This is a genomic window from Roseomonas sp. TS2 (assembly GCF_058833935.1).
In genome coordinates this window covers 26,157-39,633 of sequence record NZ_JCACVY010000020.1, presented here as the reverse complement: position 1 = coordinate 39,633, position 13,477 = coordinate 26,157, and the positions used below count along the sequence as shown (strand labels likewise).

Sequence of the window (13,477 nt, the reverse complement as noted above, 5' to 3'; positions counted from 1 at the left end):
GCCTCCCCGCTCCTTGTGGCTATGCCATGGCCTAGCCACCCTTCCGCCGCCGGGCCCAAGGCGGCACCTGCTCACTGGCCAGCAAGATCCAGAGGCCACGCTTCGCCTGGCGGGCCTCCGCCTCCAGCGGCGGCAGCGTCGGATCCTGGTCACAATGGTGATAGACCCATGCGGCACCGCAGCGCACCAGCTTGATATTCACATCGAGCACCCGGGTTCAGGCCCGGCCTACTTGTGCGGCCATAGTGGCCGGTGTCTTCCAGCACCACCCGAACCTGCTGGCGCTCCGGGGCGGGCAGCGCAGGATACCGCCAGCCTGGATGCCGACACCTGGACCAGAGGATACGCGGCAAGGGCAGGCGCAATAGTGAGCAGCAGGACCACCAATAGCAGGCAATGGGAGAACATCAGCAGGAGGGGGAAAAGCGTATCGCGCCGCCCTGCTGTTCACCGAGACGGCCCTGTGCTGTCTTTGGCCACGCAAAAGGCGGCGCCGCAGTAAAGAACGTTAAAAATCCAAACTTCTTTTATATTTTTGTGGCCTGATACACCAAAATTATTTTGGCCTTATAGGCTTCCCACGTCTGCATGACGTCAGGTCGCGAGCCAATCTTCTGAGCGCAGCCCGTCAACGCGTTGGAATTCGCCCAGATTACCCGTCACGACCACCAGTCCGCGGCTGCGTGCGTGCCCGGCGATCAGGATGTCATAGGGGCCGATCAGCAGGCCTCGACGGCCGAGATCGGCATAGATGTCGGCGGCATGCGCAGCGGCATCCTCGTCGAACGGGAGCACGACGAGACGGCGGGCAAAGCTTTCCACTTGTCGGCGATTTTCACTCGGGCGGGCGGAGCGGGCCGCGCCGTGCAGCAGCTCTGTCAGGGTGATGGTCGTGATGCACAGCGTGTCCGCCTCCGCATTGAAGCGGGGCCGCAGCCCTTGCGGGCGGTCGCGTAGGAGCCGGATGCACAGATTGGTGTCCAGCATGTGGCGCAGCATCAGAACGCTTCCCGCTCCTGATGCGCGGGCTGCGCCCTCTCGCCGAGATCGGCGCCAGGTGCCGCGAAGAAATCGTCCCACACTGCGTCGACCGGGACAATAATGACCCGCGCACCGTCACGGATGATGCTTACCTCGCGCACCTCCGGCGGGAAAGCAACGTCCTTCGGCAGGCGGACAGCCTGGGTGCGGTTACTCAAGAACAGCGCGGTTCGGGTCATGGCCCTCCTCCTGTATATCCCTGCAGTATATCCCCTCCAGCCGGTGGGCTCAAGCCAGATTGAGAGCCTTGGAGGACGTGCAGCCAACAGCAGGAAACCGCCGGAGATCTACCGGGGTTTTGCGGTCTGATGTGTCATCTTGTCAGATCGATCCTGGCCTGGCACGAGCTGTCCTGCGCCGTGCGAGGCACTGCCAAGAATTGATTCCACCGTCCCACTGATTGCTGCTGCGTTGACTGGACGGATATTATCGTCAGAAGCAGGTGTAGACAGGCTTCCCTGTCCCCTGGGGCCGCCAAGCAAGCGGCAGCCAAACATCCGCGGGATCAAGCCACGAAACAGGCACGAAGGGCGAGCGGCGTTTTACGCGGTAAAAAATTCCTCTCGTGCTGGGTCGGTCTGACAGGCATGTTGCGCTCGCATCAGAAGAGGGGACTATGTCTAAAACGCGCATCATCATGGCATCCAGCCCAAAAGGCGGGGTCGGAAAATCCACGCTCTGCCGCAATCTTCTCGTGTGCGCGGCGCACTCGGGCAAGAAGGTACTTGGCCTCGATTTTGACGCGCAGCGGACCTTGGCGACCTGGGCTGAGCGCCGCGAGCGTATCCGCGAGACGTTCCCTGATTGCCTGGCCGTGCCAGTCCAGGAGGCTGACCTCGGCGACTGGCGCGGTGCCATTCGCCGGGCGAAGAGCAGCGGGGCCGATGTAATCGTGATCGACACGCCGCCCAGCATCGAAATCAATATCAGCGCCATCCTGAGCCTCAGCGGCGAGGCGGATCTGCTTTTGATTCCATGTCAGCCCTCGCAGGACGATCTGGACTCTGCCGCACCCTGGATGCAGCGGCTGGCCGCGGCCAAGGTGCATGCGGCCTTTGTGATGAACCGCGCCAACCGGCGCACGCGCTCTTTCGGCGCAATCCGCACAAAGCTTTTGGCATTGGGTGCTATCTGTCCGGTCGAGATTCCACCTTTGGAAGAGATCGCGGAAGCATCGAGCAAGGGCCTTGCCATTGCCGACCTGAGCAAAGCCGCCAGCACCGAGACCTTCGACGGTCTGTGGAGCTATGTTGCTCGCGAGGCCAAGCTGTGAAGGGGATTTCCCTCCGCAAGGCGCGCACCCTCGCTCCCGCCGATGCTGCCCCTGCTGATCTGCGGCCTGCACAGATCGACAAGATGGTGCAGGTCTCGGCCGACCTGGTCGATGCGATTCGGGATGTGTTCGCTGGCACAGACTTGCCAGACAGCCCGGAACGAGTACGGCTGCTGCTAGAGGCGCGCCGCGAGGTTAACGCGGCCTGGGGGAGCGCCAAGCAGGCCTTTATCGAGATTGGCCGAGCGCTGAATGCTTTGGACGAAGTCCTGCACACGAAGGCAGAGCGCGACGCACTGCAGGAGGGCTTTGCCCGCCTCTTCCCTTTCAGCGCGCCTGTCGCAAGCCAGTTCAAACGAGTGGCTGAGATGATCGACAGCGGGCGCGTGCCGATCGAGGACTGTCCTGGCTCCTACAGCGCAGCCTATCAGCTGGCGCTGATGCCTCCTGAGCAGGTGAGGGTGGCACGTCAAAGGGGGCTTGTCAGCCAAAGTGCGACTCGCTCCCAGATCATGGCGTTGAGGAAGGAATTGGCCAAGCGGAGCCCTTCAACCGTCAACTTGGCTGACCTGATGGCAGAGCAGCGCCGGCTGCGAGAGGCGCGGCGAAAGACAATCCGCGAACTCATTCAAATGCGCCGGCGCCTTCAGGAAATTGCCCGTATTCTAGAAAATGACGAAAAGGGATAGGCGGAACAGAAGACAGGGACTCTGCGACACGCGCCCTAGACTCTTGCTTCGCGCCAGGGAGATCCAGATCCGAAGAGACGTGGAAACGTAAGAGGTCTCACGGCGCCCACCGGAGAGCTTTTCCGGCAGCCTGCAAAAGGCAGGACCGCTACATTTTCCTGGTGCGTATCCTTCCCTGTCGAGCCTTTCGGCGTGAGCGCCAACCTGCAACTGGGAGAGTTCGGCCTGCTATAGGCTACCGACGCAGGAGAGAGGATGCTCGTCCACCATTACCGGCCCCCAGGTGCCGGCTGAGTACCCCCTGTCTCCTGGCAACGGAAGGCGCTCGGCCATACCGCCTGCATCAAGATCATGGACGCAGTTCGCCGACGGGAGCGTGATACCTACCGTCGTAACTCAGGCCAGCACAGGCGCGGATTGCGCGAGGCCGGCCTGAGCGTGCGCTGGACGCTGCTGTACCCAGGGACGGGAAGGAGCGGGGCGTGCGATCCCTTGTTCCAGCAGATCGCCTAGACCGGGCGCAGGCCGCGTTCGACGGTGCAGGAGGCGGTTACACGGCTGGAAGAGGCTCCCATTCTGCTGCGGTTGGCTCACGGTGCTGTGGTCGGCAGCCGACGGGTTCAGGCGACAAATGCCTGCCTGTTCCAGTCAGCCTGGAGAGGCCGCTGGAAATGCTGAGACCGCGGGCCGCGGCCTGCCCCGGATAAGACCGCCTTTCAAAGGCAGAAAAACGCGCCCGTAGCTTGCAAGCTGATCGCTCGGGTCATACCCAACAAGGGTTCGAAGAAAGCTTCATGGCATGAGAGTTGATGGGGCCTGCTGCGATGGCTTCAGCTTGCTGGCAAGGAAAAGCCCTCGCATCGCCAGCTTGCGCGCCGCTGCATAAGGCCCAGGAGCATGAGCCGCCATGTCGCGCAGGAGGCGGTTGTGCAGCTTGTCCTGGTCGTGCAGCTGCGCCACCGGCATGCCCTCCACCCAGATGATCTTCTGACGGCGGATCCTGGTATGGAATTGTAGCATCTCGTCATCGGCCGGCAGGTAATGGGCGGTCAGGGAGGTGCGAGAAACGCCGCTCCCCGATGGGGCGAAACTGCCGTGGACGGTTAGGGAGGACCAGAACAGTACATCGCCTTTGGCCAGATAGGGTGCGCGGAATTCCAGATCGAAATGGCGAATGGTCTCGAGCACCGCCTTCCTGTAGCGGTCATGGCCCGTGGCGAAGTCCAACTCACCCGCGTTACGCAACACCGGAACGGTGCGGTGACTGCCTGGGCAGACATAGAAGCGGCCCGCGGCTGCATCCACATCCTCCAACGCGTACCAACCGGCGACGCACCGGCCTAGCCCCGAGGCGCTGTCCTGATAGTAGCTGTCCTGATGCGCCCAGGTGCCGACCGGGGCCTCGAAGAACATGCTCTGGATCAGCTTGGTACGGCCGACACCTGCAAGCGCCGCGGTTGTCCGGGCGACGTCCTTCTGTACAAGACCCAACAGCGCGCTGCGCTTGAACTGGCCGAAACGGCGGGTCTCGAGATCCTGCACATTGAAGATCGGATTATCTAGAAAGCCATCCCTGTCGAAGCTGTTGCGCTCGTAGCGCATGTTCTTCTGGCGGAGGATGGGCACGCGCGAGGGCCGAACCTCGGAAAGATAGGCAGCGCGGATGGCGTTGCACAGATCTGGCTGAAGCAATCCGCGAATGACCACGTAGCCTTGCCGCCGATAGTACTTCACAGCCTCGCCGATGTCGGCGACCCCGAAATAAGGCCGGTCCTCAGACAAGCTGTTCGGAACATCCACTTCTGTGTTGAGCGGCGTGATGACGCGCATGAACGACCTCCCCAGCTGTGTGGCGCCGTGCGAGGTGTCTTCCTCGCTCCTCTCCTCACCGAAGGCCGCACAGTGGCGGAACAGCCCTCGCGAAGCCTGAGCTCGACGCTGGCACATCTCATTAAGGAGATAAAACTCAATATTTTGTGTTTCGAATTCGAACCAAAAGGCTTGCAGCCATACGGGGGAGGTCAAGGCAACAGGCGCGCCATGACCGGCCTGACAAAGAGGCAGGCCTCCGGGAAGCCGTCCCGCTGGCTTGCTGCGCAAGCCAAATGCTTGAATTAGCAGGATGGCAGCAGGGGCAGCCTTTTACAGGCAAGACAGCAGCCAGACGATCGAAAGGCCTGCTATCACACCCATCGACTGGCCAAGCGGAGGCAGCACGAAAAACATCCTGGCCGCTGTCACATCCGCATCCCGCATCTCGTCTTCAGGGCAGACCACCCCTGAGGAGAGCGTCATGACGCCCCGGATGAACTACTACACCCAAGCCCCGAAACTGATGCAGGCCATGATGGGCCTGGAGCGCGCCGTGAGCCAGAGCGGCCTGGAGCATGGACTGATCGAGCTGGTAAAGACCCGTGCATCGCAGATCAATGGGTGCGCTTTCTGCATAGCCATGCACACGCATGACGCACTGAAAGCTGGTGAAGATCCGGCCCGCCTGTTCTTGCTGGATGCCTGGCGGGAAGCGCCGCACTATACCCCTCGCGAACGCGCGGCCCTGGCCTGGACCGAGGCACTGACCCTTGTTGCCCAGACTCACGCGCCCGAGGCGGATTACGAAGGCCTGCATCCGCATTTCACGGAGCCTGAGATCGTGTCGCTGAGCGTGCTGATCGGCACCATCAACGCCTGGAACCGCCTGGCGATCGGCTTTCGCAGCATCCCAGGTCAGGCCCCCGCCGAGGCGGCAGCCTGAGCCCCGGCTCGTCTGAGACCGGCGCTCACGGCCCCGCAGCGACCTTCATGGCGCTGCGGTCGGAGCTGGTCGGGCTCGCCTACCGCATGACCGGCTCCCACGCCACGGCAGAGGACATCGCGCAGGAGGCTTTCCTGCGCTGGAACGCGGCCGAGCGGAGCACGATCGCCACGCCGCGGGCCTGGCTGCTGACCGTCGCTGCGCGCCTCAGCCTCGATCATCTTCGCTCTGCCCGGCACCGCCGCGAGCGCTACGTTGGTCCCTGGCTGCCGGAGCCGCTGCTGGAGTCCGATACGCCGCCGCAGCAGGCGGCGCATGAGCATGCCCAGGATCTCTCGGTGGCTTTCCTCCTCACATTGCAGCGGCTTTCCCCATCCGAACGCGCTGTGTTCATCCTGCACGACCTGTTTGAGACGCCTTTTGCCGATATCGCAGCGTTGCTGGGGCGCAGCGAGGCCGCCTGCCGCAAGCTGGCTGCCCGTGCCCGCACGCATCTGGAGGTGCCGCGCCTCCGCCAGGCGGTGCCGGAGGCAGAGGCGCAGCGGGTGGCGACAGCCTTCCTTGCCGCCTCCCGTCAAGGCGACGAGACCAGGCTGCGCGCCCTGCTGGCGCATGATGTGGTGCTGCATACCGATGGTGGCGGCCTGCGCAACGCCGCGCTGAATCCCATCCTGGGGGCGGACCGGGTGGCGCGTTTTTTCGGTGGGCTGGTGCGCAAGGGAGTTCTTGGCCCAACCCCGCTGCTGCACCTGGGCCGCATCAACGGCTTGCCCGGCTTTGTCACGCAGGAGGCGGACGGGCTGCCGCAGACAACCGCGCTGGAACTCCAGGACGGCTGTATCGCTGCGATCTATATCGTCCGCAACCCGGGCAAACTGGGCGGCGTGCTGCATGGTCTCGCTTCCAGGGCGCCATTGCCTGACTGACCCTCTCTGCTCCTGGCTGGAGAGAGTGGCTGAGGCAAGGTAGGCGAGATCAGAAATCCCAACCGCAGGACGGCAGAATCGCCGGGCGCGGCGCGTCGTAGAGATAGCGATCCGGCAGGCCCAGCCGGCGGCAGGCTTCGGCCGGTGGAGCTCCGCGCAAGACCAGCCGGTCCGCCATGCCGCCCGCTGCACGGAGCAGGCGTTGCTCCCAGGGACGCAGATGCCCATCGAGCAGGAGCGTGCCACGCACCCAGCCCGGCAGGATGGCCAGGGCCGCGCGTACCATCAGCCGCTGCAAGGGACGCAGGGGCGCGGGCAGGACAGGCGCGCCCCGCATGATGCCCAGGAACTCCCGGAGGATGCCGGAAGGCTCCAGACAAGGGCGCATGGCCGTGAACTGCGCCACCATCTCCGCGCGGGACCGTGGCGCGCCCAAGGCACCGTAGAGCATGGCGGCGGGCTCGGCCTCCCGCAGGAAACAGTCACGCTCATGCAAGGAGAGCGGGCGCACATAGGCGCAATAGGCTTCCAGGAAGCCGTAGCAGGCGGTGGCCTGGACCCAGTTCAGCAGGGCAGGGTCTGCGGCGCTGTAGGGGGTTCCGGACTCTGTCACGCCCTGCACACGCTCATGCGCCTGCCGGATCTGGGCGATCATCTCCTCCGCCACGCTGCGCGCACCATACACCGTCACCATCGCGGCCAGCCCGGTCCTTTGTAGGCGCCGGACCGGCTCGGTGCGGAACGTGGTGTGGTTCCAGACGCCGGACCGGACACGCGGCTCCGCCAGCTCCAGCACGACCGCCGCGACGCCGCCGATGAAGAGAGCCAGGGGGTTCTTGAAGATCTGCCAGGACACAGAGTCCGCCGGCACCAGCGCCGCTTCACCCACAGGCTGCAGAAAGCTGATGGGCCGCATGCCGGCGGGCTGCATGAAGCCCAGAGCCAGGCTCTCGATCCAGTTCTGCGCGGGCCAGGGCAGCAGAAAGCCTCCCGCTCCGGCGGCGCGGCCTGAACCGGCAGGGTTGTCGGTGCGCATGGGTCAGGCGAGGGGCCTGGCGGCCTGCTCTGCCTGGCGGCGGACAGATTGCCATAGCCGCAGCTCCTGCCGGGCATCCTCCACCGCACGGTGCGTCGGGGTGCCCTGCCGCTCCTTGGCCGCCCGCGCCGCCTGCAGCAGGGCCTCGGCCTGCTGCGCCTGCGCTTCGGCCGTCATGGAGGATCGCTCCAGCACGGCAAGAGCCGTGGCGCGCTGTGCTTCCTCCGTATCGCGCAGGCGCAGCGCATGGCGCGGCAGCCCGGCCGCGCGCAGCAACTTGCTCAGCCACTGGCCGTCCCAGGACGGTGCAGAGGCGAAGAGCTGGTGCCCCGACAGGACGTCGAGCATGCGGCGGGCCACGGCGTCATGCGGCGCTCCCTCGCGCAGCAGCCGGTCGCGCGTGATGCCGTGGATCCGCTCCGCCTGCGCATCCCATTCATCCCACCCAGGGGCAGGGCGGATCAAATGGCCTTCCTCCATGCCGTCCTCCCCCACCCAGCCGACCTCGATTGGAAAGCCCCGCTTGCCGAGGCCGCTGGCCTCGAAATCCAGGAAGACGATCAAGGCCTGCTCCTTTCCAGGCGCGAGCTTTCCTTCAGCTTCCCGAAGGCTCGATATCGGGCGAGACCTGTGCGCCCGGCCCTTCCGGCGACTTCCGCACCTCATCCTCCGGCCCAACCCGTCGCTGCTCCATCCGGAGGGCGCGCTCTTCCAGGCTTTCCTCCTTCTCGGTTGCGGGTTGGGCAGGCTTGCTGGTTTCGCTCATGGCAGACTCCCTTCTTCCGGTGAAACGCCTGGGGCGGCGGTTGGTGGCGTCCGAGAAGGCAGACCATTGAGGCTGGCATCCTGGGCGGCCTGGCCGCGGTGCTCCGAAGGCGCATCCTGGATAGGCGGCGCGCCCTTCGGCGATGCGCGAAGGGCCTCCAGGCTTACGGCCGCGCCGAAGATGCCCCAGTTGCTTTCCGGCACCTCCCGGATGACCACACAGGCCGGAATCCGGCCCCCGATACCTGCATGGCGGCCAAGGATCTCGGTCGCGCCCGCGATCAGCGCCTGCTTGCCCTGGTTGTCCAGCCGCCCTTCAGGACATAGACCAGCAGCCTCATGACCTTGGCCGAAGCCTGCGTGCCGCCGCTGAACACCATCCCGGCGGGATAGTCGTTGAAGTAGATCCCCTCAAGGCCCCGCCACGGGCCACGGCGGCGGATGACCCCCGTCTTGAACAGGCCGATGACGCTCTCAACAGCGCATGGTCGTCGCTGTCGCCGGTGCTGCCGGCCAACGGTTCCGATCCCGATCTGGGCCAGCCGCTCGCTGTAGCGGATCTCCACGTATCGGACCCCGCAGCCGCTGTGATGCACGAGATTCGTGTCCTGGAGCGGCCACCAGTCGTGCAGCGCCTGCTCAAGGGCATCCGGTCCATCCGCCCAGCCTGGCCCGGCCGCCTCCTTCCGGCCAAAAGCGCCTTCCGTAACAAGGCCCCGGCGACGCCGTATCCCATCAACACCGTCATGGATTTGCACCAGGACCACCTCGCTCACCATGACGCTATCGCAGATGCGCTGAAATCATTGCCTTTCACCGTCGCTGCCGGCGTTCCACCACTGATGGAGCTGCAGTTCACGCACGGGGCGAGAATGACGATGATCGCATCGGAACCGGATGGCCGGCTGTCCGCATGGTTGATTGAGCGCGCCACGGAAGCCGGCGCGGCCGGTGTGGTCTACGTATCTCGGAGCGAGGCACGGGCCGGCCGCATCGCCCTGGCTGTCCGTGCCCTGGAGCCAGGGCTGGAGGCGCTGCTGCTGCCTGCCTGGGACTGCCTGCCCTATGACCGCGCCTCGCCCTCGCGGGCCGTCATGGGAACGCGCATGGCGATGCTGGCGCGCCTTTCCCGCCCCGCAGCCGGGCCGCGCCTGCTCGTGGCGAGCATCGAGGCCCTGGGCCAGTATCTCCCGCCGGTGGAAGCTTCGGCGGGCCTGACCCTGCGGTCGGGCGATCCTTTCGACGAGGACGCGATCAGCCGGCGTCTCGCACAGCTGGGCTACCTGTTCGACGACCGGGTGGACGAGCCGGGCGAGGTGGCGCTGCACGGCGCCGTGCTGGACGTGTTTCCGCCGGGCGACGGCAGCCTCCCCTGCCGCGTGGAGTACGCCGAGGGGCGCGTCAGGGCCATGCGCCGCTACGACCCCCTGACCCAGCGTAGCGCGGAGGATGCGGCCGAGCTCCTGCTCCCCCCCGCCTCCGAGGCCGTTCTGCCCGATGACACGCAGGAGGAGCACAGGCCGGGGCTGGAGCATGCCCTGCCGGAGTTGTACGAGCGGCTGACGGCACCGCTCGACCTGCTGCCGGGCGCGGCCCTGGTGCTGGACCCGGAGGTGGAGGCGCTGCGCCGCGCGCGCGAGACCGAGGTGGCCGACGCCTACCGCACGCGCCTGGCCCTTGCCTCCGCCTCCGGGAACGCAAGGCGGCTTCCGGAGCCGGGGCGCTTCTTCCTCGGCGAGGCAGGCTGGGCGGCCGCCCTGGAAGGACGGCGGGTGATCACCCTCGCCCAACCGGACGGGGAGGAAAGCGACGCCGCGCTGCCCGCCTTCGCGGAAGCCGACGATCCCGCGGAGGCCTTTCTGGACTTCGTCGAAGAACGGCACGCGGCCGGCGGCAGGGTGGCGCTGGCCGGAAGCGAGGGGCAGCGCGGCCGGGCCCTGGCCCGCCAGGCGGTCCGGCGGCTCGGCGCAGCGCCCGTGCCGCTCGCCGGCTGGCTGGAGCTGCGCGCCGCCCCACCCGGCACGATGGGGCTGCTCCCGGGAGCGCTGGAAGCCGGCTTCATGGAGGGCGAGGTCGCCGTCATCGCCCCCGGCGATGTGCGGCCGGCACCCGCGCGCGGGCATGGCCCGGACCGCGCCACCATCCTGCCCGGAAGCGGGGCGGGGCTGCAGCCGGGCAACGCCGTGATCCATCTCGACCACGGGCTGGGCATTCTGCGCGGCGTCGAGACGGTGGAGGTTGGCGGATCATGCCTGGACTGCCTCCGGCTCGAATATGCCGGCGGCAATGTGCAGCTCGTGCCCCTCGACGAGATGGACCGGTTGTGGCGCTACGGCGCGGAAGCCGAGGGCCTGACGCTGGACCGGCTGAATGGCGAGGCCTGGCCGCGGCGGCGCGCCACGGTGGAGGCGCAGATCGCCGAGGCGGCCGCCGAGCTGGCGAGGCTGGCACGGCTGCGCGACGCCCGTAAGGCACCCGTGCTCCGCCCGCCCCGTGCGCCCTTCAACCATTTCGAGGCACGCTTTCCCTTCATCCCCACCATCGACCAGGCGGATGCCATCGCCGCGGTTCTGGCCGATCTCGCCTCGGGGCGGCCGATGGACCGCCTGGTCTGCGGCGATGTCGGCTACGGCAAGACCGAGGTGGCGCTGCGGGCGGCGGCGGCGGCCGCCCTGGCAGGCCGGCAGGTGGCGCTGCTCGCGCCCACCACCGTGCTGGTCCGCCAGCATCTGGAGGGCTTCCGCCGGCGCTTCGCCGGCATGGGCATCCGGCTGGAGCAGCTGTCCCGCCTCAGCACCCCGGCCGAGGCGCGCGCCGTCAAGGCGGGGCTGTCCGATGGCTCCGTGCGCGTCGTCATCGGCACGCAGGCGCTTGCCTCCAAGAGCGTGCGCTTCAAGGACCTCGCCCTGTTGATCGTGGACGAGGAGCAGCGCTTCGGCGCCTCGCAGAAGGCGGCGCTGCGCCGCCTGGGCGAGGGCGTGCATTTCATGGCCCTCACCGCCACGCCCATTCCACGCACCCTGCAGCTGGCGCTGGTGGGGCTGCAGGATCTCAGCGTCATCGCCACGCCGCCGGCACGGCGTCAGCCGATCCGCACCACGCATGTCGCGCTCGATGACGCGGTGCTGCGGCAGGCGCTGATGCGCGAGCACCGGCGCGGCGGGCAGAGCTTCGTGGTGTGCGCGCGTATCGAGGACCTGCCGGCGATGCAGGAGCGGATCACGCGGCTGCTGCCCGAGCTTTCGCTCATCGAGGCGCATGGCGACATGCCGGCGGCGGAGGCGGATGCCGCGCTCCTGCGTTTCGCCGGCGGCGAGGCCGACGTGCTGCTGAGCACCAACATCGTGGAAACCGGGCTGGACGTGCCGCGCGCCAACACGATGCTGATCTGGCGCGCCGACCGCTTCGGGCTGGGCCAGCTGCACCAGCTGCGCGGCCGCGTAGGCCGCGGGCGGAACCGCGGCACGATCTATCTGCTGACGGACCCGGCGGAGCCGCCATCTCCTTCCACCCTGAAGCGGCTGCGCACCCTGGAAGCCTTCGACCGGGTCGGGGCCGGCTTCACGATCAGTTCCCGCGACATGGATCTGCGCGGTGCCGGTGACCTGTTGGGCGAGAGCCAGGCGGGCCACCTCAAACTGATCGGCGTGGACCTGTACCAACACCTTCTGGGCTGTGCCCTACGCACGGCCCAGGGGGAGAAGGTTCCGGAAGACTGGACGCCGCACCTGGTGGCGGACGTGCCTGCCTTCATCCCGGAAAGCTATGTTGAGGAGGAGGCGCTGCGGGTGGAACTGCACGCGCGGCTGGGCGAGATCCTGCGCCAGGAAAACAGAGGCCGGCCGGAGCATGCGCTGGAGGATTTTTCCGGCGAGATCACGGACCGCTTCGGCCCGCTGCCGGAACCGGTGGAGAACCTTCTGTCGCTGGCGCAGCTGCGGCTGCGCTGCCGTCGTGCCGGCGTCTCGAAACTCAAGGTGGGCCCCAGCGCCGCCGCCGCGAGCTTTCGGAATGCGCTTCCTCATGCTGAACCGCCACTGGAGCGGAAAGGGAAGCGGCTGGTTCTACGCCGCGAGAGCCAGGATGTCGCGGGCATGTTGGCTACCGCGGCCGAACTGCTTGACCGGGTGATGCGCCCGGGCCGGAGCGCGCCCCATCAGGGCGCGCAGCCCGACAAAGCCAGGCGGGACCAAGCCAGGCCGGATTGAACCGGCCCGTGCCTGCCGGAGGCCGATGGGCTTGAGGCGGGCTGCCAGCGCAATCTCCTGCCGGGCAGCATAGTAGCGCGCCTCAGCCCTGGCCGGCGCGGTGCCGCCGATCGGCCCGAGGAGGCGGCGGTGACCGAACCAGTCCACCCACTCGAGGGTGGCGAGCGCGACGGCCTCCATGTTGCGCCAAGGGCCGCGTCGGCGGATCACCTCGGTCTTGGACAGGCCGATGACGGTTTCGGCAGACGCATTGTCATGGGAGAGTCGCCGGCGCTGCCGACGGAGGGCCCGGTATCGGCGTGAGCAGGCGCTCTGCGTGCTGGATCGCAACGTATTGGTTGTCCCGGTCGCTACTGTGGGGCCGGCTGCAGCATGGGTTGCTGCGGCGCCTGCGCCATGCGGGCCGCATCGGCTGGGGCCGCGCCTGCCGCCGCCGCATCGAGAGCTGCCGGAGGCCGGGCAAGCCCCGATGGGTCATCGGGCGCACCTTCGCATGGTCAACCGTTTCCGCCGCCTCGCCATACGCTACGAGCGCAGGATTGACATCCACCATGCCTTCGCCGCGCTCGCCTGCTCCCTCATCTGCCCCGAGGCACTGCAGGGCAGGTTTCAAAAGGCGATGTATGTCGCCCAGGCGCCGGATATGGACGTCCTTTGGACCTGCTCCGAAGCAATGACTGGCGGCGCGAGGGCCGCGCCGGTTCTGGCGTGAGGCCAGGGCGCCGGGAGCAGGCCCGCTATGGCGCCGCCGCCCGGCCTCCACCCTGCTGTGCTGGGGATGGGG

General features: G+C 67.0%; 13 protein-coding genes and 3 pseudogenes. 6 read left to right on the top strand and 10 right to left on the bottom strand.

Going from position 1 to position 13,477, the window contains the following annotated elements:
- Positions 1-31: 31 nt before the first annotated feature.
- The 3 genes from ACZJYS_RS06130 to vapB form a co-directional block, all read right to left on the bottom strand.
- Complete coding sequence (locus ACZJYS_RS06130) at positions 32-202, bottom strand: thermonuclease family protein (RefSeq protein WP_281262127.1); 171 nt, start codon at positions 200-202, stop codon at positions 32-34.
- Positions 203-594: 392 nt separating this feature from the next.
- Positions 595-999 (bottom strand): tRNA(fMet)-specific endonuclease VapC, encoded by a 405-nt coding sequence (vapC, locus tag ACZJYS_RS06125; protein ID WP_109519131.1) that lies wholly within the window; start codon positions 997-999, stop codon positions 595-597.
- On the bottom strand, positions 999-1,220 hold the full coding sequence (vapB, locus tag ACZJYS_RS06120) for a type II toxin-antitoxin system VapB family antitoxin (protein WP_493176499.1): 222 nt from the start codon (positions 1,218-1,220) through the stop codon (positions 999-1,001). The genes vapC and vapB overlap by 1 nt, the downstream gene beginning before the upstream one ends.
- A 437-nt stretch (positions 1,221-1,657) precedes the next feature.
- Between vapB and ACZJYS_RS06115 the strand changes: the two genes are divergently transcribed.
- Together ACZJYS_RS06115 and ACZJYS_RS06110 are read left to right on the top strand one after the other, a co-directional pair.
- Positions 1,658-2,314 (top strand): ParA family protein, encoded by a 657-nt coding sequence (locus ACZJYS_RS06115; RefSeq protein WP_109519129.1) that lies wholly within the window; start codon positions 1,658-1,660, stop codon positions 2,312-2,314.
- Entirely contained in the window at positions 2,311-3,003 is a 693-nt protein-coding gene (locus ACZJYS_RS06110) for a hypothetical protein (protein ID WP_493176496.1), read from the top strand. Before ACZJYS_RS06115 ends, ACZJYS_RS06110 begins: the two co-directional genes overlap by 4 nt.
- Positions 3,004-3,795: 792 nt before the next feature.
- Here the strand turns inward: ACZJYS_RS06110 and ACZJYS_RS06105 are convergent.
- Complete coding sequence (locus tag ACZJYS_RS06105; protein ID WP_493176494.1) at positions 3,796-4,833, bottom strand: phytanoyl-CoA dioxygenase family protein; 1,038 nt, start codon at positions 4,831-4,833, stop codon at positions 3,796-3,798.
- A 475-nt stretch (positions 4,834-5,308) separates the two neighbouring features.
- On the opposite strand from ACZJYS_RS06105, the gene ACZJYS_RS06100 reads away from it, so the two are divergent.
- Entirely contained in the window at positions 5,309-5,758 is a 450-nt protein-coding gene (locus ACZJYS_RS06100) for a carboxymuconolactone decarboxylase family protein (RefSeq protein WP_379638242.1), read from the top strand.
- 47 nt (positions 5,759-5,805) lie between these two features.
- Positions 5,806-6,684, top strand: a complete 879-nt coding sequence (locus tag ACZJYS_RS06095) for a sigma-70 family RNA polymerase sigma factor (RefSeq protein ID WP_493176492.1) — start codon at positions 5,806-5,808, stop codon at positions 6,682-6,684.
- Positions 6,685-6,733: 49 nt separating this feature from the next.
- On the opposite strand, the gene ACZJYS_RS06090 is transcribed toward ACZJYS_RS06095, so the two are convergent.
- The 5 genes and pseudogenes from ACZJYS_RS06090 to ACZJYS_RS06070 all read right to left on the bottom strand — a co-directional run.
- Positions 6,734-7,720, bottom strand: a complete 987-nt coding sequence (locus ACZJYS_RS06090) for an oxygenase MpaB family protein (RefSeq protein ID WP_493176490.1) — start codon at positions 7,718-7,720, stop codon at positions 6,734-6,736.
- A gap of 3 nt (positions 7,721-7,723) precedes the next feature.
- The gene (locus ACZJYS_RS06085) at positions 7,724-8,284 is read right to left on the bottom strand and encodes a 3'-5' exonuclease (RefSeq protein WP_109519124.1); all 561 of its coding nucleotides are present in this window, start codon (positions 8,282-8,284) and stop codon (positions 7,724-7,726) included.
- Positions 8,285-8,315: 31 nt separating this feature from the next.
- Positions 8,316-8,486 carry a hypothetical protein gene (locus ACZJYS_RS06080; RefSeq protein WP_181378308.1) on the bottom strand — a complete coding sequence of 57 codons (171 nt, stop codon included), beginning with the start codon at positions 8,484-8,486 and terminating at the stop codon, positions 8,316-8,318.
- Positions 8,483-8,749: a hypothetical protein gene (locus tag ACZJYS_RS06075; RefSeq protein WP_493176501.1), complete on the bottom strand. Its 267-nt coding sequence runs from the start codon at positions 8,747-8,749 to the stop codon at positions 8,483-8,485. Before ACZJYS_RS06075 ends, ACZJYS_RS06080 begins: the two co-directional genes overlap by 4 nt.
- 134 nt (positions 8,750-8,883) lie before the next feature.
- Positions 8,884-9,135: pseudogene (locus ACZJYS_RS06070) on the bottom strand (IS3 family transposase); the annotation flags it as partial.
- Positions 9,136-9,363: 228 nt separating this feature from the next.
- On the opposite strand from ACZJYS_RS06070, the gene ACZJYS_RS06065 reads away from it, so the two are divergent.
- A complete protein-coding gene (locus ACZJYS_RS06065) occupies positions 9,364-12,693 on the top strand; it encodes a DEAD/DEAH box helicase (RefSeq protein ID WP_493176487.1) in 3,330 nt (1,109 codons plus the stop codon).
- A gap of 39 nt (positions 12,694-12,732) precedes the next feature.
- On the opposite strand, the pseudogene ACZJYS_RS06060 reads toward ACZJYS_RS06065, so the two are convergent.
- Positions 12,733-13,051, bottom strand: a pseudogene (locus ACZJYS_RS06060) (IS3 family transposase); the annotation flags it as partial.
- Between the two features lie 61 nt (positions 13,052-13,112).
- Between ACZJYS_RS06060 and ACZJYS_RS06055 the strand changes: the two are divergent.
- A pseudogene (locus tag ACZJYS_RS06055) lies at positions 13,113-13,279 on the top strand (IS5/IS1182 family transposase); the annotation flags it as partial.
- Positions 13,280-13,477: the final 198 nt, after the last annotated feature.

What these genes read in the sequence shown, in the direction of transcription:
- vapC (WP_109519131.1), bottom strand. Translation starts at nt 999, where the DNA reads ATGCTGCGCCACATGCTGGACACCAATCTGTGCATCCGGCTCCTACGC.
- vapB (WP_493176499.1), bottom strand. Translation starts at nt 1,220, where the DNA reads ATGACCCGAACCGCGCTGTTCTTGAGTAACCGCACCCAGGCTGTCCGC.
- ACZJYS_RS06115 (WP_109519129.1), top strand. Translation starts at nt 1,658, where the DNA reads ATGTCTAAAACGCGCATCATCATGGCATCCAGCCCAAAAGGCGGGGTC.
- ACZJYS_RS06105 (WP_493176494.1), bottom strand. Translation starts at nt 4,833, where the DNA reads ATGCGCGTCATCACGCCGCTCAACACAGAAGTGGATGTTCCGAACAGC.
- ACZJYS_RS06100 (WP_379638242.1), top strand. Translation starts at nt 5,309, where the DNA reads ATGAACTACTACACCCAAGCCCCGAAACTGATGCAGGCCATGATGGGC.
- ACZJYS_RS06095 (WP_493176492.1), top strand. Translation starts at nt 5,806, where the DNA reads ATGGCGCTGCGGTCGGAGCTGGTCGGGCTCGCCTACCGCATGACCGGC.
- ACZJYS_RS06090 (WP_493176490.1), bottom strand. Translation starts at nt 7,720, where the DNA reads ATGCGCACCGACAACCCTGCCGGTTCAGGCCGCGCCGCCGGAGCGGGA.
- ACZJYS_RS06080 (WP_181378308.1), bottom strand. Translation starts at nt 8,486, where the DNA reads ATGAGCGAAACCAGCAAGCCTGCCCAACCCGCAACCGAGAAGGAGGAA.
- ACZJYS_RS06065 (WP_493176487.1), top strand. Translation starts at nt 9,364, where the DNA reads ATGATCGCATCGGAACCGGATGGCCGGCTGTCCGCATGGTTGATTGAG.